At 70.9% G+C, this 21,681-nt stretch carries 26 protein-coding genes; 8 read left to right on the plus strand and 18 right to left on the minus strand.

The annotated features are described in order from the left end of the window. The first annotated feature begins 128 nt into the window (after positions 1 to 128). Both AAHF99_RS02160 and fchA read left to right on the plus strand, forming a co-directional pair. Complete coding sequence (locus tag AAHF99_RS02160) at positions 129 to 989, plus strand: NADP-dependent methylenetetrahydromethanopterin/methylenetetrahydrofolate dehydrogenase (protein ID WP_342162459.1); 861 nt, start codon at positions 129 to 131, stop codon at positions 987 to 989. Next, complete coding sequence (gene fchA, locus AAHF99_RS02165) at positions 989 to 1,630, plus strand: methenyltetrahydrofolate cyclohydrolase (RefSeq protein WP_243959284.1); 642 nt, start codon at positions 989 to 991, stop codon at positions 1,628 to 1,630. Before AAHF99_RS02160 ends, fchA begins: the two co-directional genes overlap by 1 nt. A gap of 215 nt (positions 1,631 to 1,845) precedes the next feature. On the opposite strand, the gene AAHF99_RS02170 is transcribed toward fchA, so the two are convergent. Beyond that, positions 1,846 to 2,376, minus strand: coding sequence for a gamma carbonic anhydrase family protein (locus tag AAHF99_RS02170; protein WP_342162460.1), 531 nt, complete (start codon positions 2,374 to 2,376; stop codon positions 1,846 to 1,848). Positions 2,377 to 2,398: 22 nt separating this feature from the next. Beyond that, on the minus strand, positions 2,399 to 3,178 hold the full coding sequence (locus tag AAHF99_RS02175; protein ID WP_342162461.1) for an ABC transporter ATP-binding protein: 780 nt from the start codon (positions 3,176 to 3,178) through the stop codon (positions 2,399 to 2,401). A 107-nt stretch (positions 3,179 to 3,285) separates the two neighbouring features. Here AAHF99_RS02175 and AAHF99_RS02180 point away from each other — a divergent pair, with 107 nt between their 5' ends. Next, positions 3,286 to 3,564, plus strand: coding sequence for a hypothetical protein (locus AAHF99_RS02180; RefSeq protein ID WP_342162462.1), 279 nt, complete (start codon positions 3,286 to 3,288; stop codon positions 3,562 to 3,564). A gap of 176 nt (positions 3,565 to 3,740) precedes the next feature. Beyond that, the gene (locus AAHF99_RS02185; protein WP_342162463.1) at positions 3,741 to 3,923 is read left to right on the plus strand and encodes a hypothetical protein; all 183 of its coding nucleotides are present in this window, start codon (positions 3,741 to 3,743) and stop codon (positions 3,921 to 3,923) included. On the opposite strand, the gene AAHF99_RS02190 is transcribed toward AAHF99_RS02185, so the two are convergent. From AAHF99_RS02190 to AAHF99_RS02200, 3 genes are all read right to left on the minus strand, one after another. Next, on the minus strand, positions 3,924 to 4,685 hold the full coding sequence (locus tag AAHF99_RS02190; RefSeq protein ID WP_342162865.1) for an ABC transporter permease: 762 nt from the start codon (positions 4,683 to 4,685) through the stop codon (positions 3,924 to 3,926). Between the two features lie 76 nt (positions 4,686 to 4,761). Further along, positions 4,762 to 4,923, minus strand: coding sequence for a hypothetical protein (locus AAHF99_RS02195; RefSeq protein WP_342162464.1), 162 nt, complete (start codon positions 4,921 to 4,923; stop codon positions 4,762 to 4,764). Between the two features lie 94 nt (positions 4,924 to 5,017). Beyond that, a complete protein-coding gene (locus AAHF99_RS02200; RefSeq protein ID WP_342162465.1) occupies positions 5,018 to 5,533 on the minus strand; it encodes an META domain-containing protein in 516 nt (171 codons plus the stop codon). A gap of 177 nt (positions 5,534 to 5,710) precedes the next feature. Between AAHF99_RS02200 and AAHF99_RS02205 the strand changes: the two genes are divergently transcribed. The 3 genes from AAHF99_RS02205 (at position 5,711) to AAHF99_RS02215 (ending at position 7,686) form a co-directional block, all read left to right on the plus strand. After that, on the plus strand, positions 5,711 to 6,034 hold the full coding sequence (locus tag AAHF99_RS02205) for a helix-turn-helix domain-containing protein (protein WP_342162466.1): 324 nt from the start codon (positions 5,711 to 5,713) through the stop codon (positions 6,032 to 6,034). Positions 6,035 to 6,100: 66 nt separating this feature from the next. Continuing rightward, entirely contained in the window at positions 6,101 to 6,838 is a 738-nt protein-coding gene (locus AAHF99_RS02210; protein WP_342162467.1) for a PIG-L deacetylase family protein, read from the plus strand. After that, positions 6,835 to 7,686, plus strand: a complete 852-nt coding sequence (locus tag AAHF99_RS02215) for a glycosyltransferase family 2 protein (protein WP_342162468.1) — start codon at positions 6,835 to 6,837, stop codon at positions 7,684 to 7,686. Before AAHF99_RS02210 ends, AAHF99_RS02215 begins: the two co-directional genes overlap by 4 nt. 642 nt (positions 7,687 to 8,328) lie before the next feature. Here AAHF99_RS02215 and AAHF99_RS02220 read toward each other — a convergent pair. The 7 genes from AAHF99_RS02220 to argJ all read right to left on the minus strand — a co-directional run bounded on the left by AAHF99_RS02220 (position 8,329) and on the right by argJ (position 16,900). Beyond that, positions 8,329 to 9,297, minus strand: a complete 969-nt coding sequence (locus AAHF99_RS02220; RefSeq protein ID WP_342162469.1) for an HpcH/HpaI aldolase/citrate lyase family protein — start codon at positions 9,295 to 9,297, stop codon at positions 8,329 to 8,331. 109 nt (positions 9,298 to 9,406) lie between these two features. Further along, positions 9,407 to 12,151 carry a phosphoenolpyruvate carboxylase gene (locus AAHF99_RS02225; RefSeq protein ID WP_342162470.1) on the minus strand — a complete coding sequence of 915 codons (2,745 nt, stop codon included), beginning with the start codon at positions 12,149 to 12,151 and terminating at the stop codon, positions 9,407 to 9,409. Positions 12,152 to 12,223: 72 nt separating this feature from the next. Next, a complete protein-coding gene (sucD, locus tag AAHF99_RS02230) occupies positions 12,224 to 13,114 on the minus strand; it encodes a succinate--CoA ligase subunit alpha (protein ID WP_243959259.1) in 891 nt (296 codons plus the stop codon). A 21-nt stretch (positions 13,115 to 13,135) separates the two neighbouring features. Beyond that, a complete protein-coding gene (locus tag AAHF99_RS02235; protein ID WP_412759819.1) occupies positions 13,136 to 14,314 on the minus strand; it encodes a malate--CoA ligase subunit beta in 1,179 nt (392 codons plus the stop codon). Between the two features lie 230 nt (positions 14,315 to 14,544). Beyond that, positions 14,545 to 14,955, minus strand: a complete 411-nt coding sequence (locus AAHF99_RS02240; protein WP_342162471.1) for a (deoxy)nucleoside triphosphate pyrophosphohydrolase — start codon at positions 14,953 to 14,955, stop codon at positions 14,545 to 14,547. Continuing rightward, positions 14,952 to 15,656, minus strand: coding sequence for an SIMPL domain-containing protein (locus AAHF99_RS02245; RefSeq protein ID WP_342162472.1), 705 nt, complete (start codon positions 15,654 to 15,656; stop codon positions 14,952 to 14,954). The genes AAHF99_RS02240 and AAHF99_RS02245 overlap by 4 nt, the downstream gene beginning before the upstream one ends. Next, complete coding sequence (gene argJ / locus AAHF99_RS02250; protein ID WP_342162473.1) at positions 15,653 to 16,900, minus strand: bifunctional glutamate N-acetyltransferase/amino-acid acetyltransferase ArgJ; 1,248 nt, start codon at positions 16,898 to 16,900, stop codon at positions 15,653 to 15,655. Before argJ ends, AAHF99_RS02245 begins: the two co-directional genes overlap by 4 nt. 240 nt (positions 16,901 to 17,140) lie before the next feature. Here argJ and AAHF99_RS02255 point away from each other — a divergent pair, with 240 nt between their 5' ends. Then, positions 17,141 to 17,569, plus strand: a complete 429-nt coding sequence (locus AAHF99_RS02255) for a response regulator (RefSeq protein ID WP_342162474.1) — start codon at positions 17,141 to 17,143, stop codon at positions 17,567 to 17,569. A 24-nt stretch (positions 17,570 to 17,593) separates the two neighbouring features. Here the strand turns inward: AAHF99_RS02255 and AAHF99_RS02260 are convergent, their stop codons facing one another. The 6 genes from AAHF99_RS02260 to AAHF99_RS02285 all read right to left on the minus strand — a co-directional run bounded on the left by AAHF99_RS02260 (position 17,594) and on the right by AAHF99_RS02285 (position 21,667). Beyond that, positions 17,594 to 18,391: a TetR/AcrR family transcriptional regulator gene (locus AAHF99_RS02260; RefSeq protein WP_342162475.1), complete on the minus strand. Its 798-nt coding sequence runs from the start codon at positions 18,389 to 18,391 to the stop codon at positions 17,594 to 17,596. Between the two features lie 100 nt (positions 18,392 to 18,491). Beyond that, positions 18,492 to 19,295 carry a pyrroline-5-carboxylate reductase gene (gene proC, locus AAHF99_RS02265; protein ID WP_342162866.1) on the minus strand — a complete coding sequence of 268 codons (804 nt, stop codon included), beginning with the start codon at positions 19,293 to 19,295 and terminating at the stop codon, positions 18,492 to 18,494. A gap of 14 nt (positions 19,296 to 19,309) precedes the next feature. After that, the gene (locus tag AAHF99_RS02270; RefSeq protein ID WP_243959244.1) at positions 19,310 to 19,819 is read right to left on the minus strand and encodes a type III secretion system chaperone family protein; all 510 of its coding nucleotides are present in this window, start codon (positions 19,817 to 19,819) and stop codon (positions 19,310 to 19,312) included. Positions 19,820 to 20,100: 281 nt separating this feature from the next. Next, on the minus strand, positions 20,101 to 20,382 hold the full coding sequence (locus AAHF99_RS02275) for an accessory factor UbiK family protein (protein ID WP_342162476.1): 282 nt from the start codon (positions 20,380 to 20,382) through the stop codon (positions 20,101 to 20,103). Positions 20,383 to 20,561: 179 nt separating this feature from the next. Further along, complete coding sequence (locus tag AAHF99_RS02280; protein WP_342162477.1) at positions 20,562 to 20,816, minus strand: hypothetical protein; 255 nt, start codon at positions 20,814 to 20,816, stop codon at positions 20,562 to 20,564. A gap of 134 nt (positions 20,817 to 20,950) precedes the next feature. Next, complete coding sequence (locus AAHF99_RS02285) at positions 20,951 to 21,667, minus strand: PhoH family protein (protein WP_342162478.1); 717 nt, start codon at positions 21,665 to 21,667, stop codon at positions 20,951 to 20,953. Positions 21,668 to 21,681 lie beyond the last annotated feature (14 nt).

The following is a 21,681-nucleotide window of genomic DNA, read 5'->3' on the forward strand; positions in this document are numbered from 1 at the left end:
CAGTGAAGCGATCCAGGGCGGCGGGACGTCTCCGGATGTGGCGCTGCCCTGGATTGCTTCGCTCCGCTCGCAAAGACGGTGAGCGGATCGGTACATTGACCTGATTTAAAAGCAGGACTTACGAGCCCATGAAAAAGCTGCTGTTCCAGTTCGACACCGATGCGGCCCCGAGCGTCTTCGACGTGGTGGTGGGCTACGATGGCGGGGCCGACCACATCACCGGATACGGCAACGTCACGCCGGACAATGTCGGCGCCTATGTCGACGGGACGATCTACACCCGCGGCGGCTCGGAGAAGAAGTCGACCGCGATCTTCGTCGGCGGCGGCTCCATGGCCGAGGGCGAGGCGGTGTTCGCGGCGGTGAAGAAGCGCTTCTTCGGCCCGTTCCGCGTCTCCTGCATGCTGGATTCGAACGGCTCGAACACCACGGCCGCCGCTGGCGTCGCGCTGGTGGCCAAGGCCGCCGGCTCGCTGCAGGGCAAGACCGCCGTGGTGCTCGCCGGCACCGGCCCGGTGGGCATGCGCTCGGCCGCGCTCCTGGCGGGCGAGGGCGCGCAGGTGACCATCGCCGGCCGCAGCCTCGACAAGACCCAGGCCGCGGCGGATGCCATCAACAAGCGCTTCAAGGTGAGCGTCCAGGCCGCGGCGACGCCGGACGAGGCGTCCCGCATCGCGCTCGCCAAGGGCAAGAACCTGATCTTCTCGGCCGGCGCCATCGGCGTCGAGCTGCTGCCGGAATCGGCCTGGAGCCAGGATCCGGCGGTGGAGTTCCTGGCCGATTACAACGCCCAGCCCCCGACGGGCATCGGCGGCCTCGACGCCATGGACAAGGGCAAGGAGCGCCACGGCAAGAGCGCGTTCGGCGCGCTCGGCATCGGCGGCCTGAAGCTCAAGCTGCACCGCGCCTGCATCGGCAAGCTCTTCGAGAGCACCGACACGATGTTCGACGCCGAGGAGATCTACGCGCTCGCCAAGGAGATGGCGTGATGGGCGACAAGACCCGGCCCGAGTCCGACTCGATCGAGACGTTCCTGACGGAACTCGCCAGCGCCGCCCCCACCCCCGGCGGCGGCGGGGCGGCGGCCATCTCCGGGGCCATGGGCGCGGCCCTGGTCTCGATGGTGTGCAACCTGACCATCGGCAAGAAGAAGTACGTCGAGGTCGAGGCGGAGCTGAAGGACGTGCTGGCCCGCTCCGAGGGCCTGCGCGTCGGCCTCACCGGCATGATCGCCCAGGACGTCGCCGCCTTCGACGCGGTGATGGGCGCCTACGGCCTGCCGAAGGGCACCGACGAGGAGAAGGCGACCCGCTCCGAGCGGATCCAGGCGGCGCTGAAGGAGGCGTGCGACGTGCCGCTCTCCTGCTGCCGGGCCTGCCGGGCGGTGATCGACCTCGCCAAGATCACGGCGGAGAAGGGCAACCTGAACGTCGTGTCGGACGCGGGCGTCGCGGTGCTCTCGGCCTATGCGGGCCTGCGCAGCGCCGCGCTCAACGTCTACGTCAACGCCAAGGGCCTTGAGGATCGCGAGTTCGCGAAGGAGCGCCTGGACGAACTGGAAGGCATCCTGGCCGAGGCCGGGCCGCTGACCGAAGAGATCTACGAGGTGGTCAAGGGTAAGGTGAACTGACGGGGCACCCTTCCCCTCTCCCCGCCTGCGGGGAGAGGCCCGCCGACACCTTGTCGTGTCGGCGGGAAGCGGAGGCGAAGCCGAAGCGGCGGTGAGGGGGCTTGCCGGATGAGACATCTCCGGGCGACCCCCTCACCCCCGGCTGCCGCCTCGCTTCGCCCCCGGCAAGGGGGGCTCAGCCCTCTCCCCGCAGGCGGGGAGAGGGGCCCTCACGCTCAATCCACCCGCCGCAGCCCCGCCTTGTACCGCTGCCCGTTCTCGACGTAGCGCCGCGCGGAGTCCCGCAGGGCTTCGACCGCCGTCTCGTCCAGCACCCGGATCGCCTTGGCCGGCGCGCCGACGATCAGGCTGTTGTCTGGGAATTCCTTGCCCTCCGTGACCAGCGCGTTGGCGCCGACGAGGCAGCCCTTCCCGATCCTCGCCCCGTTCAGCACCGTCGCGCCCATGCCGATGAGCGTGCCGTCGCCGATCGTGCAGCCGTGGACGATGGCCCCGTGGCCAACGGTGACGTCCTCGCCGAGGGTCAGCGGGAAGCCCGGATCGACGTGCATCACCACGCCCTCCTGCACGTTGCTGCGGTCGCCGATGCGGATCGGCTCGTTGTCGCCCCGCAGGCTCGCCCCGAACCAGATCCCCACGTCGACGCCCAGATGCACCTGCCCGATCACCGCCGCGTCCGGCGCGATCCAGGTGCGGTTCGGGTCGGCGAGCTGGGGGACGTGCGCGTCGAGGGCGTAGAGGGGCATGGCGTCTCTCCGGTCGGGGGGGCTACCACCAGTTGGCGTTGGTGGGGGCGGCGTCGGCGCGGGCCGGCGTGGGTTTCAGCGAACGGTCGAGGGCGGCGAGGATCGCCCGCACCGAGGCCTCGCTCTGCGGCGAGGCCGGATCGCGCGGGCGCGGCAGGCCGATGCGGATCGTCTCGTCGAGGCGTCCGGGGCGGGGGCGCATCACCACCGCCCGGTCGGCCAGGGCCACCGCCTCCCCGACATCGTGCGTGACGAGCACGACCGTCGGCCGGTGCTCCTCCCACAGGGCGAGGAGATGCCCGTGCAGATCCTTGCGGGTGAAGGCGTCGAGCGCGGAGAACGGCTCGTCGAGGAGCAGCACCCGCGGCTCGGCCACGAAGGCGCGGGCGATGGAGACCCGCTGCTGCTGGCCGCCCGAAAGGTCGCGGGGCCAGCGCCCGGCATGGTCCGCGAGGCCGACCCGCTCCAGGGCGTGCATCACCCGCGCCCGGCGCTCGCCGCGCTTCAGGGCGGACAGGCCGAAGCCGACATTGGCGGCGACATCGAGCCAGGGCAGCAGGCGCGGCTCCTGAAACACCAGCCCGACGCTCGCGTGGGGGCCGGCGATGGCCTCGCCGTCGAGGGTGATCGCCCCCGCGCTCGGCCGGTCGAGGCCCGCGATCAGGCGGAGCAGGGTGGTCTTGCCGCAGCCGGAGCCGCCGACCAGCGCCAGGATCTCCCCCGCCGGCACGGTGAGCGCGATGCCCTCCAGCGCCCGCGTGCCGTCGGCATAGGTCTTGGTCAGGTCGCCGATGGCGAGCACGCCGCGCTCCGATTGTCTCGGGGCCGTTCCCGGTCCCCGCTCCCTGTCGCGGGAATGGCACAGGTGCGTCCGGCCTGCCAATGCTAAGTGGGGTCCCGGAGGGCGCGATGACACGTTGGAAGTTCGCTGTCGGTCTCTTGGGCCTGTTCGCCGCCGCGCCCGCCCCGGCGGCCGACCTGCTGCGGCCGGCGCCCCTCGGCCGCTTCCTCGCCACCTGTGAGGATCTGGGCCGGCTCTGCTTCGCCGAAGGCTGCGGGCGCGATCAGATCGAGGCCGCGCAGAGCTGCCGGGCCCAGTGCCGGAGCGCGGTGATCATGACCGTGCGGCCCGCCGCCTGCCCCCTGCCGGCCCCGCCCGACGCGGTGATCCTCCGCCGCCGCGGCTGAGCTTTTTCCTCTCACGGGTGCCGCGCCGCGACACTCAGTGAAGGAAAAAAATTCTTCCGTAGGAAAAAGCTGGAGCGTCCTGCAACAAAGTCGCGCGTGCCGCATTGACCCTGCGCTGACCGTCAATGGTGTGAAGGCCGGTAATCGCCATCCGTTGCGAAGGCCGGACCACGACAATGCTGAAGAGTGATCTCCACCCGCCGCTCGACGGCCCCAATGCCGATCCCGTCCTCTACGGCGTCGCCGCCGGGCTGGCGCGGCTGTTCCCGCCGGTCGAATCGCCCGCGCCCCGCCCGGCGCGGGACGAGCTCCGCGACGATAGTGGTGCGGACGCCCCCGGGGAGCGCCGCGAGCGCTGATCAGAGCGAATCGCGCGCCGTATCCTGCCAACGCACCAGCGGCGCGGTGAGGCCGACGAGGAGCGCGTCGGCGAGCTTGCCGACCACGGCGAAGGCGATGATCGCGGCCAGGATCTGGTCCGGCTTGCCGAATTGCTGGCCGTCGACCAGCAGGTAGCCCAGGCCCTCGGACGCGCCCATCAGTTCCGCCGCCACCACGAACAGGAAGCCGAGGCCCAGCCCCGTCCGCAGGGCGGTGAGGGTGGCCGGCAGCACGGCCGGGAGCAGGATCCGCCGGACCTGCGCCGCCTTCGACAGGCGGAACACGCGGCCGACCTCCACGAGCTTGCGGTCCACCGAGGCGATGGCGCCCGCCACCCCGACATAGACCGGGAAGAACACGCCCACCGCGATCAGCAGCACCTTCGGCGTCTCCAGGATGCCGAACCACAGGATGAACAGCGGCACCCAGGCGAGGGAGGGCACGGCGCGGAGCGCCTGCAGGCTCGGATCGATGAGGGCGCGCAGGCGGGGCAGGGTGGCGACCAGGGCCCCGGCCAGGATGCCCGCGAGCGCCCCGAAGGCGAAGCCGAGGCCGACGCGGGTCAGCGTCGCCTCGACATGGGTGGCGAGGTCGCCCGAGGCGGCGAGGCCCCAGAGGGTCGCCCCGATCCGGCTCGGCGGCGGCAGCAGGCGACCGGAGAACAGGCCCGCCGCGACGCCCCCTTCCCACAGGAGGCCGAGCACCAGGGGCGGCAGCAGCCCGAGCAGCCCGAGCAGCAGAGGGGCGCCGCGCCGGGGGGCGGCGGGCTTCGGATCGGCGTCGGGGATGGCGGTCACCGGGTGGCGGGAGGCCGGATCAGGCGGCCAGCCGCGAGAGGAGGAGCAGGGTCGCGGCCAGCGGCGAGGCGGCGGCGATCCACAGGGCGAGGGGGTTGAAACTGCGGGGTCCGGCGGCGCTCACCGGAGCCGGGGCACGCCCGGCCGCATCGCCTCGTCCTGCACCCGATCCGACCGGCATACGCCACCTCCCTGTCGCGGGACGTAGAGAATACCGGAAGCCCTGAAAGCCGCCTCAACCGGGGCGGCTTTCACGGATCGTCATGAACAGAGTCTTACAGGGCGCGGTCGAACTTCAGCTCGCCGTTCGGGCTCTTCAGCACCAGTTGCGAGCCGACGAGGTCCCAGGCGGCTGCCGTGCGCAGGGCGACGAAGAACGCCTGCTCGGTGGCGGCCAGGGACTTGTCGCAGGACTTCTTGGTGAGGGCGAGGGGCCCCACCGCGATGTGCTGCTCCTTGAGCGGGAAGGCGGTGGCCGCGAAGGTGTTGCAGCCGCCGTAGCCGCGGGCGCGGTACTGCTTGTCCACGATGAAGCTCGGCCGGTCGGCGCCGCCGAAGGGCTTGCCGTTCAGGCTCACCGCCGTCCAGGTGGAATCGAGGGGGAAGTTCTTTTCCTGCGCCTTGGCACCCGGCACGTATTGGGGCTTCTTGCCCTCCTCGCCGCCGGGGCGGCGATAGCCCTTGCCGTAGCCTGTGGACGGACCGCCCATCTGCGCCTGCGCCTCGTTCGTCACGAACACGCTCGCGGCCGTCACGGTACAGGCCAGCGTGGCGATCAGCACCGCTCTCATCGTTCTGCCCCTTCAGTCGCGCGTTCGCGCGGATTAGCCATCCGGCGCCCGCCCCCCGGCGGTTCCGGCGTCGGCGTCCATGGCGGCGAATTTCAGCACAATTATGATCATGGCGGGCGCCGCAGGGAAACGTTGCCGTGCGCACGCCGTTGTGGACGCAGTGACGGGAGGGTTGGCGTGACGGGATCCGACGAAGGCGTCCAGAGCGGCGCGGTGCCCCTGGCGATGAGCCCGGCGCAGTCGCGGGCGGCGCGCGGCCTGCTCGGCTGGTCCGAGTCGGACCTCGCGGAGAAGGCGGGCTGCGAGGCCTCCCTCGTGACGAGTTTCGAGAACGGCTACGGTGATTCGCCCTCGGGGCAGATCGAGGTGCTGCGCAGCGCGCTGACCGCCGCCGGCATCGTCTTCACCGAATCGCCCCAGCCGGGGGTGAGCCTCGGCGAGGCGCGGGGCGTCGACGAGGGCACCCGGCTCGGCAACCTGACGACCGAGAACGACCGCTAGCGCGCTCAGGGCCCGTTCAGCCGGCCTGACCGATGGTCCGGCCGAACCTGGAGAGCCCCGACCGCGATGCGTGCCGACGATTTCCTCGCCGCCGCCGATTCCCTGCCGTTCGGCACCCTCGATGCCCTGGCTGGGCCCGGCGGCCTCGTCGTGGTCGCGCCGCACCCGGACGACGAGAGCCTCGGCTGCGGCGGGCTCATCGCCGCCGCCCGCGCCGAGGGCCGCGTCGTGCGCCTCGTCGTGGTAAGCGACGGCTGCGGCTCGCACACCCATTCCGCCCTCTACCCGCCCGAGCGGCTGCGCTCCTTACGCGAGGACGAGACCCGCCGCGCCGTCACAACGCTCGGCATGGACCCCGCCCACGTCACCTTCCTGCGCCTGCCCGACGCCCACGTCCCGAGCGAGGGGCACGAAGCCGAGGCGGCGGCGCTCGCTGTGGCCGAGGCGGCGCGGGCGAGTTCAGCGAGCGCCGTGTTCGTGACGTGGCGGCACGATCCCCATTGCGACCACAAGGCCTCCGCCGCCATCGTCGGCCTCGCCCGGCGGCACATGCCCGGCGTGAAGATCTACGAATACCCCGTCTGGGGCTGGACCCTGCCGCCGGAGACCGAGGTCGGCCCCCCACCGCAGGGGATGCGCCTCGACGTGTCGGCCCATGCGGCCACCAAGGCGAAGGCGGTCCAGGCCCACGAATCGCAGACCACCGGCCTCATCAGCGACGACCCCACCGGATTCCGCCTGGAGCCGGCGATGATCGAGCGCCTGTGCGGGCCGAGCGAGCGCTTCGTGGCAATCCCCGCATGAGCCTCGCGGTCGTCACCCTGAACAAGGGGCGGGGCGCGCATCTCGCGCGGCTCCTCGAGGGGCTGGCCCGGGGGCGGGCGCCGGATCGCTGCATCGTCGTGGAGATGGGCGGGGACACGACGCCCCTGCCGCCGCTGCCCTTCCCCGTGGAGCGGGTCCCCCTCGCGGGCGAGGGCCTGCCCCTGGCGGCGGCGCGCAATGCCGGGCGCCGGGCGGCGGGCGAGGCCGAGACGCTGGTCTATCTCGATGTCGATTGCATCCCCTCGGCGGATCTCGTCGCGGGCCTCGCGGCGGCGGTCGCGGAGCGCGACGGGCTGATCTGCTGCGCGGTGCGCTACCTCCCGGCGGGCGCCGTGCGGGACGGCTGGCGCGAGGCCGACCTCGCGGCGGCGGGGCACCTGCATCCGGTGCGGCATTTTCCGGAGAGCGGGATCGTCCCCTCGCCGCAGCCCGGCCTGTTCTGGTCGCTGGCCTTCGCGGTGCGGGCCGCGACCTACGACCGGCTCGGCGGGTTCGATGAGACCTTTTCCGGCTACGGCGCGGAGGACACGGACATTGCCTTCCGCGCGGCGGCGATGGGGGTGCCGATCCTGTTCCTCGGCGGCCCGCTGGCCTTCCACCAGCACCATGCGGCCTACGACCCGCCCCTGCAGCATTTCCGCGACATCGTCGCCAACGCGCAGCGCTTCCATGATCGCCATGGGATCTGGCCGATGGACGGCTGGCTCGACGGCTTCGCCCGGCTCGGCCTCATCGCGGAGACTTGGCGGGAGGGCATCACGCTGCGGCGCGACCCCACGCCGGAGGAGATCGCCGCCGCCCGGTTGCCGAACGACCGCCCGTTCTGACAGGCGTTCCATTGTCTTGAGGGGGAGGCTTCGCCGGTTCTTGGCGCGGCGGGCGATTTGGCTTATCATTCGGGAGTGGGATCGGTGCGGCATACACCGATCCCTGGCGATCACCCGTTAGGGTTTAGCCATTTCAGGAAGATTGGATGGACGGCGAGGCGGAGCTGAATTCTCCACTCGCCGTTTCCCTTCCTGACGACCACCAAAGCGAAGACCATTCGCTTGACTCCCGGCCGCAACCGACCGCGTGCGGCCCGTCACGGGCGGGCTGGTGAGGCCCGCGGAAACTTTCCTATCAAGTTGGATTTGAGCAGCGCAACCGAAAGCGTCGGTCCTTGGCGCGGCGGGCGATTTCGCCTATATTCGGGAGCGGAGCCGGTGATGGCTACACCGGCTCCTGGCGATCACCCGTTAGGGTTTAGCCATGTCAGACCGAACACGTGGACGGCGAGGCGGAGATGAACTCTCCACTCGCCGTCTGCTCTTCTGACGATCGTCAGAGCGAAGACCATTCGCTTACTCCCGGCCGCAACCGGCCGCGTGCGGCCCATCACGGGCGGGCTGGTCAGGCCCGCGACAATATCCCTATCAGGACGGACAGAAGGCGCAACCGAAGTCACGCCTCCTATCCGGTGTGCGCGGTCAGCGCATCGCGTCGGCCTTCTCGATCAGCGCCTCGGCCATGCGGATCGAGGCGATGTCGATGAGGCGGCCGTCGAGGGAGACGGCGCCGCGTCCGGCCTTGGCGGCCTCCTGCATCGCTTCCAGGATGCGGCGGGCCTTGGTCACTTCGGCCTCGGAAGGGGTGAACACCTCGTTGGCGAGCTCGATCTGGCTCGGGTGGATCGCCCACTTGCCCTCGAAGCCCAGGGCCGAGCAGCGGCGGGCCGCCGAGCGGTAGCCGTCCGCATCGGAGAAGTCGCCGAACGGGCCGTCGATCGGACGCAGGCCGTAGGCGCGGCAGGCCACCAGCATCCGGTTCTGGGCGAACAGCCACGGGTCCTGCCAATGGGTCTGGCGGGCGCCGGACTCGTCCTTGTCGGTCAGCACCGAGAAGTCGGGGTTCACGCCGCCGATCACGGTGGAGCGGGCGCGGGTCGAGGCGGCGTAGTCGGCCACGCCGAAGGACATGGCCTCCAGGCGCTTCGAGGACTGGGCGATGGCCTCCACGTTGGCCATGCCGAGCGCGGTCTCGATCAGCACCTCGAAGCCGATCTTCTTCTCGCGCTTCTTGGCCTGCTCGATCTGGGTGGTGAGCACGTCGATGGCGTAGACGTCGGCCGGCACGCCGACCTTGGGGATCAGGATCATGTCGAGGCGCGGGCAGGCCTCCACGATGTCCACCACGTCCCGGTACATGTAGTGGGTGTCGAGACCGTTGATGCGGATCATCATGGTCTTGGTGCCCCAATCCAGGTCGTTCAGCGCCTGGATGATGTTCTTGCGGGCCTGCTCCTTGTCGTCAGGCGCGACGGCATCCTCGAGGTCGAGGAAGATCACGTCGGCGGCCGAGGAGGCCGACTTCTCCATGAAGGTCGGGTTCGAGCCGGGAACGGCGAGTTCCGAGCGGTGCAGGCGCGCCTTGGCCTGTTGGATCAGGGTGAAGCTCATTCGTGTTTTCCTCCTTGGGTAATCTTGTCCCGCGCGGGTGGGATGGGGCGCGCCGGGGTTTCAACTGGGGCCGCCGACCCGTCCGAACAGGGCCGCCGGGGTGTCGCGCTCACCCGGTCGCCCCGAAGCCGACGGCGATGCAGTTGATCGACAGGAGGAGGGCGGATTTCACCGCCTCCTTCCGGTCTTCGTCCGTCTCGCTGCGGTAGCGGGCGAGCAGTTCGACCTGCTCGCGGGACACCTGATTGATCGTCGGCAGACGCCCCTTCAGGCGGTCGCGGAACAGGGGGAAGCGCTCGGCCAGTTCCGAGCCGCCGCTCACCCGCAGCACCATCTCCCGCGTCAGGGCGTATTCGGCCTCGATGGCGGAGAAGATCCGGTCGCGGATGCCCGCATCCGGCACGAGGCCGGCATAGGCGCGGGCGATGTCGAGATCGACCATCAGCAGCGTCTTCTCGACCTCATCGAGCACGAGGCGCAGCACCCGCGAATCGGCGAACAGGCGCTTCAGGGTGGCCTCGCCCTCCCGACCGCGCACGTCGATGAAGCTCGCGAGCCCCGACCCGACGCCGTACCAGCCGGTCACGACGTGCCGGTTCTGCGACCACGCGAACACCCACGGGATCGCCCGCAGGTCCGAGAGCGAGCGCGCGCCGAAGCGCCGGGCCGGGCGCGAGCCGATGTTGAGGAGCGCGATCTCGTCCAGCGGGCTCGCGGCCTGGAAGTAATCGACGAGGCCCGGTGTGTTGAGCAGGTTGACGTAGGCCGCCCGCGAGGCCCCCGCGAGGGCTTCCAGGGCGTCGTCGTGCCCCGCCGGCTGGCCGTTGCCGTCCCCGGCGAGCGCGTGCTCGAACACCGAGGCCGCGAGCAATTCCATCTGGTAGGCGGCGGTGCCCCGGTTCGCGTATTTGAACGAGACGACCTCGCCCTGCTCGGTGATGCGGAAGCGTCCCCGGATCGAGCCCGGCGGCTGGGCCGCGATGCCGCGATGGGTCGGCACGCCGCCCCGGCTCACCGAGCCGCCGCGCCCGTGGAAGAAGGCGATCGGCACGCCGAGTTCCTGACCGAGCCGCGTCAGCTTGCTCTGCGCCTTGTAGAGCTCCCAGTTCGCCGCGACGAAGCCGCCATCCTTGTTCGAGTCGGAATAGCCGATCATCACCTCCTGCACTCCGCCCTGCCAGCGGGTGGAGCGGCGCACCACCGGCACGGCGAGCAATTCGCGCATGATCGCGGGGCCGGCGCGCAGGTCGTCGATGGTCTCGAACAGCGGCACGATGGGCAGCGGGCAGATCTCGGTGCCCGAGGCGTCGAGGAACACCCCCGCCTCCTTGGCGAGCAGGTAGGCGCCGAGGATGTCCGGGACCGAGCGAGTCATCGACAGGACGAAGGCGCCGAAGGCCTCGCGGTCGAGGTTCTCGCGCATCTCGGCCACGAGGGCGAAGGTGGCCAGCGTCTCGCGGGCGGCGTCCGGCAGGTTCTCGAAGGAGCGCTCGGGGTTGCGCGGCCGGGCGAGGCTGGCATCGAGCCAGGACCGCCACGCGGGGGAATCGAGGGCCGGGGGCTCGCCCTCGCCGTTCTCCTGCTGCCACAGGGCGCGCAGGGTCTCGCTGGTGCGGGTGGTGTTCTCGCGCAGGTCGAGGCGCACCGTTGAGAAGCGGAAGATCTCCACCATCCGCCGCACCGGCCGCACGAGGTCGCGGGCCAGGGCGCTGCATTTCGCGTCGGCGAGGCCCCGTTCCAGGGTGCGCAGGTCCTCGATCAAGCCATCCGCGCTCGGATAATCCGGGCCGGAGGGGTGCCGCCCCTCGTTGCGGGCGATGGTCGCTTCGATCTTGCGCAGGACGCAGGACAGGTACTGGCGATAGGCCTCGCCGGGGTTGCGCCGCTCGATGGCCCGCGCCTGCCCGCTCTCGGACAACTGGTGCGTCAGGGCGTCGCGAAACGCCGGGGGCACGGGAAGCGTCCGCTCGGTGAGCGACAGGGTGCGGCCGAGTTCGCGCACGCCGTCGCGGTAGCGGCTCAGCGAGGCCAGAGCGTTGCGCTGCAGGGTGGTGCGCGTCACCGCCGCCGTGACGAAGGGGTTGCCGTCCCGGTCGCCGCCGATCCACGAGCCGAACTGGAAGAAGGGCGGCACCTTGAACGGGGTGTCGGGATAGGCCTCGCTCAGCGACTCTTCCAGGGAGACCATGGTCTCCGGCAGCATCTCGAAGAGCGATTCATCGAAGAAGTGCAGGCCCCAGGCGACCTCGCGCTCGACGGTCGCCTTCTCGAGGTGCAGCTCGCCCGTCATCCAGACCAGTTCGATCTGGTCGCGCAGCTCGTTCATCAGGCCGTTGCGCTCGCGGTCGGTCCAGCGCGGCATCTCCAGCTCGCGCAGCACGAGGTAGATGCGGCGGAACTTCTCCAGCACGGTCACGCGCTTGCCCTCGGTGGGGTGGGCGGTGAGCGTCGGGCGGATGCGCAGGTCGTTGAGTAGCGCCTGGATCGTCTCCGGCGGGATGCCCCGGGCGCGGGCCTCGGAGAACACCTTCGCGAAGGACCCGCCCAGCGCCGCGCGCCCCTCCGTGCGCTCCGTATGGCGGCGGCGGCGCATGGCGGCGTTCTGCTCCGCGATGGAGATCAGCTGGAACCAGATCCCCTGCACCTGGAGGGCGCGGGCCAGCATCTCCGGCGAGAAGCGCGAGATGTCGGCGGTGCCGTGCAGCACCGCCTCCAGCTCGGGATCGTGCCGGCGGGCGACGTCGAGCAGGGCCTGGAACAGGATGTCCAGCGCGCCCTCGGACGAGGTGCCGGTGATGACCGGCGGCGCGAAGCCAGTGACCGAGGCCGGGCTGGCGTGAAGCGTCGTGGGCATGGGGTAGCCCTTTGTCACGTTCGGTTTGGGCGAAATGGGTGTCCCTCCCCCGCAGAGGGGGGAGGGGAGGGGCTACGCCGCCCGCGCGAGCACGTCGGCGACGGTCTGGCCGAAGGAGCCGGGATCCGGCGCCACGGTGAGGCCGTAGCTCTTCATGATCTCGGCCTTCTCGGCGGCGCTGTCGCCGGTCGCGGAGATGATCGCGCCGGCATGGCCCATGCGGCGGCCCTTCGGGGCGGTGAGGCCGGCGACGAAGCCGATCACCGGCTTCGACATGTTGTCCCGGATCCAGGCCGAGGCCTCGGCCTCCTGCGGGCCGCCGATCTCGCCGATCATCAGCACCGCGTCGGTGTCCGGGTCCATCTCGAACAGGGCGAGGTGGTCGAGGAAGGACGAGCCGTTGATCGGGTCGCCGCCGATGCCCACCGAGGTCGAGATGCCGAGGCCGAGTTCCTTCAGCTGCGAGGCGGCCTCGTAGCCGAGGGTGCCGGAGCGCGAGATCACGCCGACATTGCCCTTCAGGTAGATGTGGCCGGGCATGATGCCGAGCATCGACTTGCCGGGCGAGATGATGCCCGCGCAGTTCGGGCCCACCACCATCGTCCGCTTCTCCTTGGGATAGCGGTAGAGGTAGCGCTTCACCCGCATCATGTCCTGGGCGGGGATGCCGTCGGTGATGGAGCAGACGAGGCGCAGGCCCGCATCGGCCGCCTCCATGATCGCGTCCGCGGCGAAGGGCGGGGCGACGAAGGTGATCGAGGTGGTGGCGCCGGTCGCCTCCACGGCCTCCTTCACGGTGTTGAACACCGGCAGGCCGAGATGGGTGCGCCCGCCCTTGCCGGGCGTGACGCCGCCGACGACGTTGGAGCCGTAATCCAGCATCTCCTTGGCGTGGAAGGTGCCCTTGTCGCCGGTGATGCCCTGGACGATGATCGGCGTGGTTTCGTCGATGAGGATGCTCATGGCGCGATCTCCCCCCTTGGCTCAGCGGTTGTTCTTGGCGGCGTTGCAGGCGTCGACCGCCTTGCGCGCGGCCTCGGTCAGCGTGTCGGCGGTGATGAGGTCGAGGCCGCTTTCGGCCAAAATCTTCTTGCCGGCCTCGACGTTCGTGCCGGCCAGCCGCACCACCAGCGGCACGTCGATCTTCACCTCGCGGGCGGCCTGGATGACGCCTTCGGCCACCCAGTCGCAGCGGTTGATGCCGGCGAAGATGTTGACGAGGATCGCCTTCACGTTGCGGTCCGAGAGGACCAGCCGGAAGGCGGTCGCCACGCGCTCGGGGGAGGCGCCGCCGCCGACATCGAGGAAGTTCGCCGGCTCACCACCCGCGTGCTTGATCATGTCCATCGTGGCCATGGCCAGCCCGGCGCCGTTGACGATGCAGCCGATCTCGCCCTCGAGGCCAATGTAGCTGAGGTTGTGCTCGGCGGCCTGGGCCTCGCGCGGGTCGCCCTGGGACGGGTCGTGCATGTCCGCGATGCCGGGGCGGCGGAACAGGGCGTTGTCGTCGAAGGACATCTTGGCGTCGAGGGCCAGCACCCGGTCGTCCTTGGTGACGACCAGCGGGTTGATCTCCAGCATCGTGCCGTCGCAATCGCGGAACGCCCGGTAGGCGTTCATGATCGTCTTCACGGCGGCGGCGACCTGCTTGATGTTGAGGCCGAGCTTGAACGCGATCTCGCGGGCCTGGAACTGCTGCAGGCCGACGGCGGGCTCCACCACGACCTGGATCAGCGCCTGCGGCTCCTCGGCGGCGATCTGCTCGATCTCCATGCCGCCGCGCTGGCTGGCGATGACGCGGACGCGCTCGGCCTTCCGGTCGAGGACGAAGCCCAGATACAACTCGCGCTCGAAGGGGTCGGCGGTCTCGACGTAGACGCGCTGGACCGGCTTGCCCTCGGGGCCGGTCTGGTGCGTGACGAGGCGCTTGCCGAGGAGTTCCTTGGCCGCGTCGCGGACGTCGTTGTAGGTCCGGCAGAGCTTGATGCCGCCGGCCTTGCCGCGGGCGCCGGCATGGATCTGCGCCTTCACGGCCCAGAAGGAGCCGCCGAGTTCGGTGGCCGCGTAGACCGCTTGGTCCGGGCTGAAGGCGATGGCGCCTTTCGGAACCGCGACGCCGAAGCTCGCGAGCAGCTCCTTGGCCTGGTACTCGTGAACGTCCATGCGGCGCCTCCTCCGGTGTTTCTTGGTGACCCGTGTTCGGCGCTTATTTTACTTGTGGCCAGGGATTCCGCCCGTCAAATTTTTTGATTTGCTGGTTCAGCCGGCCTTTCTCGCGGACGCAGCACGAACCGTATGCAATGGTGCGCTGCGAAATGCTTGAAACGACGAAGCCGGACGCATTTCCGCGCCCGGCTTCGACTTGACGTGCCGGCAAAAATATTTTGCCGTGGCTATCCGAGCAGGTCGATGAGGAACGGAATCAGCGGCGCGTCGGCCGGGGGCATGGCGAGGTCGCGCAGGGCCTTCGGAGACACCCACTTCAGGGCCTGCCCCTCCAGGGAGCGCGGCGTGCCCTCCCAGCGGCGGCAGATGTAGAGCGGCATCAGCAGGTGGAAGTCCGGATAGGGGTGGCTCGCGAAGGTGAGGGGCGCGAGGCAGGGCTCTTCGACCGTGATGCCGAGTTCTTCCGCCAGCTCGCGGATCAGGGTCTCCTCCGGGCGCTCGCCGGGCTCGACCTTGCCGCCGGGGAATTCCCACAGGCCGGCGAGCTGCTTGCCGGCGGGGCGCTCGCTCACCAGCACGCGCCCGTCCGCATCCACGAGGGCCACGGCGACGACGATGAGGAGGCGAAGGCCGCTCATCGGTCGAGGGCGAAGGTGGCCGAGACGGAGGCCGCGCTCTCGATGCTGCCGGCCTCCACCGGCACCGGCCGCGCCTTGGGGGAGGGCGCCGCCATGGCGCGCATGGCGAAGGGCCCGGGGCCGGTGTCGAGGGCGGTGAGGGTGCAGAGGCTCCCGAGCTTCGCGCCCACGGCCTCGGCGAGGGCGGCGGCGCGGGTGCGGGCATCCTTGGCGGCGGCGACCTGCAGGGCGGCGCGGGCCGCCTCCGGGTCGCGCAGGCCGAAGGTGATGCCGTCGATGCGGTTCGCGCCCGAATCGAGGATCCGCCGCAGGAGGTCGCCGAGGCGAGCCATGTCGCCGACGCGCAGGCGCACGATGTTGGTCGCCGCGTAGCCGTCCGGCTCCTCGGTGACGCCCCCCGGCCGGTTGACCGCGCGGGTGGCGGGCTGGAGGCTCACCGCCGCCGTGCCGATCTCCGCCGACGACAGGCCGGCGTCGCGGGCGGCGGCGGTGAGACCCGCCACGGCCTTCGAGGCGGCGTCGAGGGCGGCGGCGGCGTTGGCGCCCTTCGCCTCGATGCCGACGGCGACCTCGGCGAAATCCGGCGCCTGCGCGGAGGCGGCGTGCCCGGTGACGCTGACGTGCCGCTCGCAGGGTCGGTCGTCGGCGCGGGCGGCCCCGCCGGCCAGCAGCGCGAGGAGGGCGAGGGGGGCCGCCCTCACGAGCGGTAATCCCCGTTGATCTCGATGTAGCCCTTGGTCAGGTCGCAGGTCCACACCCGCGCCTTCCCCGAACCGAGGCCGAGATCGACGCGGATCTCCACCTCCGGCTCCCGCATCACGGCGCTCGCCGCATCCTCGCTGTAGGCGGGGTCGCGGGCGCCCTCGACGGCGACGCGGACATCCCCGAACCAGATCGCGAGGCGGTCGCGGTCGGCGGGCTCGCCGGCCTTGCCGACCGCCATCACGACGCGGCCCCAGTTGGCGTCCTCGCCGGCCACGGCGGTCTTCACCAGCGGCGAGTTGGCGATGGACATCGCGATCCGGTGGGCGGAGGCGTCGCTCTCGGCGCCGCCGACCCGCACCGTCACGAACTTGCGCGCGCCCTCGCCGTCGCGGGCGACGAGTTGCGCCAGTTCCGCGAGCAGGTCGTCCAGCGCCGCCTTGAAGCCGGCGAGCGCCGGGTCGGCGGCATCCGCCACCTCGGCGTTGCCGGCCTGTCCGGTGGCGAACAGCATCAGCGTGTCGGAGGTCGAGGTGTCGCCATCGACGGTCACGCAGTTGAAGCTGTCGTTCGCGCCCTGCGCCAGCAGGGCCTGCGCCGCCCCCTGGGAGAGCGCCGCGTCGGTGAACACGAAGGCGAGCATCGTCGCCATGTCGGGGGCGATCATGCCCGCGCCCTTTGCGATGCCGTTGATGCGCACCCTGGTGCCGCCGATCTCGGCCTCGCGGGTGGCGAGCTTGGGGAACGTGTCGGTGGTCATGATGGCGTGGGCGGCCTCGGCCCAGGCCTCGGCGCCGTCCCGCGCCCGGCCCGCGCACTCGGCGAGCACGCCCTCGAACCGCTCGGCCGGCAGGGGTTCGCCGATCACCCCGGTCGAGGCGATGTAGACCTCGTCCTCGGCGCAGGCGGCGGCCTGCGCGGCGATCCGGGCGGTGAGCGCCACGGCCTCGCGGCCGAGCCGGCCGGTGAAGGCGTTGGCGTTGCCCGAATTCACCACGAGGGCGCGGGCCCCGCCGTTGGCAAGGGCGTCACGGCACCAATCGACCGGCGCGGAGGGGCATTTCGAGCGGGTGAACACCCCCGCCGCCCGGGTGCCGGCATCGAGCCCGACGAACAGCACGTCGGTGCGCCCGCTGTAGCGGATGCCGGCCTGGGCGGTGGCGAGGCGCACCCCGGCGACCGGCGGCAGGTCGGGATAGGAGGTCGGCGCGAGGGGCGAAACGGGCGACGGCTTGGACGACATCGAATCGGAAGCTCCGTGATCCGGCTGAGAGCCGGCCGCCCATTGGTGTTGCCCGCCGGGCCCCCGCCGCGTCAACCGGTTCCGGAGGCCGTTGCCTCATACGGCGCCACCTTCGGCGCATGCCTCCCCCTTGGGCAGAACAGGCGCCCTTTGGGGCAATTTCGCGGTTCCTCCCTTGCGCGAAAACGAGATCACGGCATAGCATGCCGCATTGCAACGCGAAGTGGTGGTCTTACGCGCATGGGATCAACCGCCGTCGGACCCTCCGTACGGTTTCCTTCCGCTACCGGGGGTTGCTACCGCATCCAGGTGCTCGTGGTGGGGCACGACAAGCGCTGGCGCGACGAGGCGGCGGCGCATGTGCACCGCGTCGGCTATCAGGCCACGCTCTGCGACCGTGGGGTCGACGCGATGACGGTGCTGGCGCTGGGCCTGCCCGTGGATGTGCTGGTCATCGATACGGCTTTGCAGGGCAACCTGTGCTGCAGCCGCCTCGCCGTGGAGGCGCGGGTGCTGCGGCCGAACCTGCGCATCGTCTTCGCCAGCGACGACACCGACGACGGCATCGCCGACATGATCCCCGACGCCCTCACCGTGGACCGCGACCGCCTCACCGGGGGCGAGGTGGTCGGCACCGTGCGGGACGTGCTGGCCGGGCGGCTGTCCTGAGAGGCACCCCGACCCTCCACGACCTCAGGATGAGGTCGAGGCAGGCGGCTCGTCGCGAAGGTTGTCCTCCCGATCCGCCCGCGAGCGGCGGTCGAGGAGGGAGCGGCCCACGGCGCGCAGGGGGGCGGTGAGGCGGCGGACGTCCTCCGCCCGCTCCATGAACCGCTCGCCGTTGCGGATCTCCTTGTCGAGCCGGGCCATGGTCCGGGCGAGCGCCGGATCCTCGTCCTCCAGCCACACCTGCGTCACGCGGGCGAAGGCGATCACTACGCCCTGCAGCTTGAGCTGGCCGAGCGGCCCCTCGGTGTCGATGCCGGCGGCGGCCAGCATGTAGCGGTGCGAGTTCAGCATCACGCCGTTGAGGGCGAGCAGCGAGAACGGGTCGCCGCGCAGGGAGTAGGAGATCCGCTGCAGGGCGGTCTTGTAGGGGGTCATCGCGTCGAGGCGGCGCATCAGCACGTCGAACAGGCGCTCCCGCGTCGGCTCGTCGGCGAGGTCCGTGCCGTCGCCCTCCAGCACCTTCCGGTCGATGATCCGCGCGAGGCCGCCGAGCACGGCGCCCTTGGAGGGGAACAGTTCGCGCAATTCGCCGAGCGTCATCCCCGCCTCGCGGGCGATGTCGCTGACCTCGATGTCGTTCCAGGGCTGCTCGGCGGCGAGCCGCATCAGTGCCTCGACGGCGGCTTCGCGCGGCGCCGGCTTCGGGGCGGCCGGGGCCTCCTCGCGCTCCGGCGCGGCGGCGGGCGCCTCGGTGGCGGCGGCGGAAGCGGCGGGCGCGGCGGCCTTGCGGGGGCGCTTGGTCGGGCCTTTGGGATCAGTCATCGCAGGTCGTCGTTCCGGTCTGTCCTGCCCCCCATTTAGGCGCGGACCCGCCCCATGTCAGGGGCGGGCGCGGGATGCCGCAGAAGGAAGGCCCCCCGGTTCAGCCCGACAATTCGCCCGCGCGGCGCTGGGCGGCGGCCACCGCCCGGCGCATCAGCGGCGCCATCCCGTCCTCGGCCATCAGCACCTGAAGGGCCGCCGCCGTGGTGCCGCCGGGGGAGGTCACGGCCTGCCGCAGGGCGCCGGCCTCGGTCGAGTCGGCGTCGAGCAGGGCGCCCGCGCCGGCCACCGTCGCCCGCGCCAACCGCGTCGCCACCGCCGGCGGGAGCCCCGCCTCGATCCCGGCCTGGGCCAGGGTCTCGACCAGGAGGAAGACATAGGCCGGGCCGGAGCCCGACACGGCGGTCACGGCGTCGATCATCGCCTCGTCGTCGAGCCACGCGACCATGCCCGAGGCCGCGAGCAGCGCGTCGGCGCTCGCCCGCTGTCCCTCGGAGACCGCGCCGTTGGCGAAGGCCCCCGTCGCGCCGTGGCCGATGCTCGCCGGCAGGTTCGGCATCGCCCGCACCACGGCCCGCGCCGCCGGCAGGCGCCCGCGCAGATCCGCGACGGTCTTGCCGGCCAGCACCGAGACGAGGAGGGTGTCCGGCCCGATCCGCCGGTCGAGGCCGGGCGCGGCCGCGTCGAGCCCCTGGGGCTTGATCGCGAGCACCAGCACGGCCGCCGGGGCGGGGTCGGGCGGGTTGAGGGCGACACCCCGGTCGGCGCAGAGCTGCGCCATCGTCTCGGAGGGCGCCGGGTCGAGCACGACGGTGGCGGCCGGGTCGAGGCCGGCCTCCAGCCAGCCCTCCAGCATCGCCCCGCCCATCTTGCCCGCGCCGACCAGCATCAGCGAGGCGGGCATGCCCGGCCGGGCGCTCACGCCTCGCCTTCGGTCTCGAACAGGGCGGCGTCGAGGGCCTCACGGGCGTTCTTGCCCGCCCAGAGAACGAACTGGAACGCCTGGAAGTAGCGCTCGCAGGCATCGACCGCGCATTTCATCATGGTCGCGCATTGCGGCTGGGTCGGCACCACCCCGCCCGCCAGGAGCAGGGAGTGGCGGAACATCACCACGTGGTCGCTCGACCACAGGTCGAAATGGCCGATCCAGAGCTGCTCGTTCACGAGGCCGATCAGCTTCTGGATCTCGGGGCGACGGCGCTCCGGCACCTTCAGGTCGAAGGCACAGGCCACGTGCAGGGCCTCCACGTCCTCGATCCAGGTGAAGGCGACGTGATAGTCGGTCCACCGGCCGGGACTGTTCACGGACATCTCGTCCGTTTCCGCCCGGTCGAAGATCCAGTCGCGCAGCGAAGCCAGCCGTTCGACCACGTCGAGCGGGTGCTCGGTCCGGTTCGGATCGTGATAGTCGATGTGAAGCAGCGGCATGACGATCCAAGTTGACGGCGCGGATACTCTCCGTGCCGGCGCAATGACCACGTGGCGAGGGGCGCCTCGACGCCCCGAGATCGAGAGTTGTTTGGCCGATAGGGAGGTGGACAACGAGAACGACTAGGAAACGTCCGCTCTCATCCTTCCGCCTGCCCCGAATCAGTCCATGACCCAATATAAACCGGGCGCGACTCGCGACACAAAGCCGATTGCGGGATCGGTGAACAGGAAACGGAATCGCCGGGGCGGCTTCCTGTGCAAAACCATTTCCGCCGAAATCAAGCCCCTTCGCTCAGGCCCGTGACCCCGGCGGCGGGGCCTGCCTTGGCTTCGAGGGCGGCGACGCGGGCGGTGAGGGCGTCGTTCTGGGTGCGGAGCGTGGTGACGAGGTCGCGCAGCACGTCCAGCTCCTCGCGGGAGGCCACGTCGAGGTCGCGGATCAGCCGTTCGGCCTGGGCGCGGACGACCGTCTCGGCCTCGCGGCGCACGCCCTGGGCGGCTCCGGCGGCGTCGGTCATCAGGCGGGCGAGGTCGTCGAACAGGCGGTTGGAGGGGGGCATCGTCCGTCTCCCGGAAGGGTCGCCGGACGCCGCGCCGGCGGCGCTGGCAAATCCGGGGACCGCGTGCGCCCCGACATAAGAATCTTGCGGCGCCGGGGCAACGCCGGCCCGGCTCGGATCGGTTCGTCGTCGGTCGAGGGGTGGCGCCCTCCGGTCGCGACCGGAAGGCGCCGAACGGCTTACATGCCGCGGCGCATCATCCGGCGCTCCATGTGGCGGCGCATCATGCGGCGCTCCATGTGCCGGTGCATCATGCGGCGCTCCATACGACGGTGCATCATCCGGCGCTCCATCGGCGACATGCGCACGTCCGTGGTCATGGCCTCGGGGGCGGCGATCGCGGTCGGGGAAGCGGGGACGGCAAGGGCGGGGGTCGCCAGCGCCGCGCCGAACAGGGACGCGAAGGCGGCGGCGGTCAGGGTCAGTTTCCTCACGAGGGAGACTCCAATTCTTCCGTTTGCCGGGATGACACCCGGTTTGTCCTCCCACTGGGGGAGGTTCGGGGAGCTTTCTCGTGCCCGCGAGGGCACGGCGGACCGTCGCCGATCCGCCGTGTGTAACGGTTAGGTCAGAGATTCGTTTCCTCGAAGGCTGCGACCCATTCTGCGCAGATGCCGGAGCGGACGATGTCCGCGCGGGTGAACTCCACGATCGGGATCGGCATCATCCGGCTCTTCACGAGGTGGATGACCGTGCGCAGGCCCGAGGTCTCCCGCAGGTCGGTCTGGGACACGTCGCCGTTGATGATGACCTGGCAATCGTCACCGATGCGGGTCAGGAACATCTTGATCTCGTTGGTGGTGGTGTTCTGCGCCTCGTCGAGGATCACGAGGCAGTTCTTGAAGGTGCGTCCGCGCATCACCTCGAAGGGGACGATCTCGATGTCCCCGGCCTTGAGGGCGATCTCGAAGGCGCCCGCACCCATCCGCTCCTTCATCGCCTCGGTGAGCGGGGCGACCCAGGGGGCGATCTTCTCTTCGAGGGTTCCGGGAAAGAAGCCGAGCGACCGGCCGGAGGGCACGTTGGGCCGCGTGATGACCACCTTGGCGATGCGGCGCTGGCGAAGCTGGTCGGCGGCGCGGGTCCCGGCGATGAAGGTCTTGCCGGTGCCGGCGGGGCCGAGGACGATGACTTGGGGGGAGCGGCCGAGGGCTTCGAGATACTCGGCCTGGCGATCGGTGAGAGGTTGTATCGGGCTAAGATGCCGCTCCTCGTCGAACCGTGTGCGGTGGAGGCGGGTCGTTCGGTCTTCAACCAATTCAAGGCGTGCGCGGCGTCTCTTCATGGGTCAACACTCCA

Origin of the sequence: Methylobacterium litchii, from assembly GCF_038442315.1 — a bacterium.
GTDB lineage: Bacteria > Pseudomonadota > Alphaproteobacteria > Rhizobiales > Beijerinckiaceae > Methylobacterium > Methylobacterium litchii.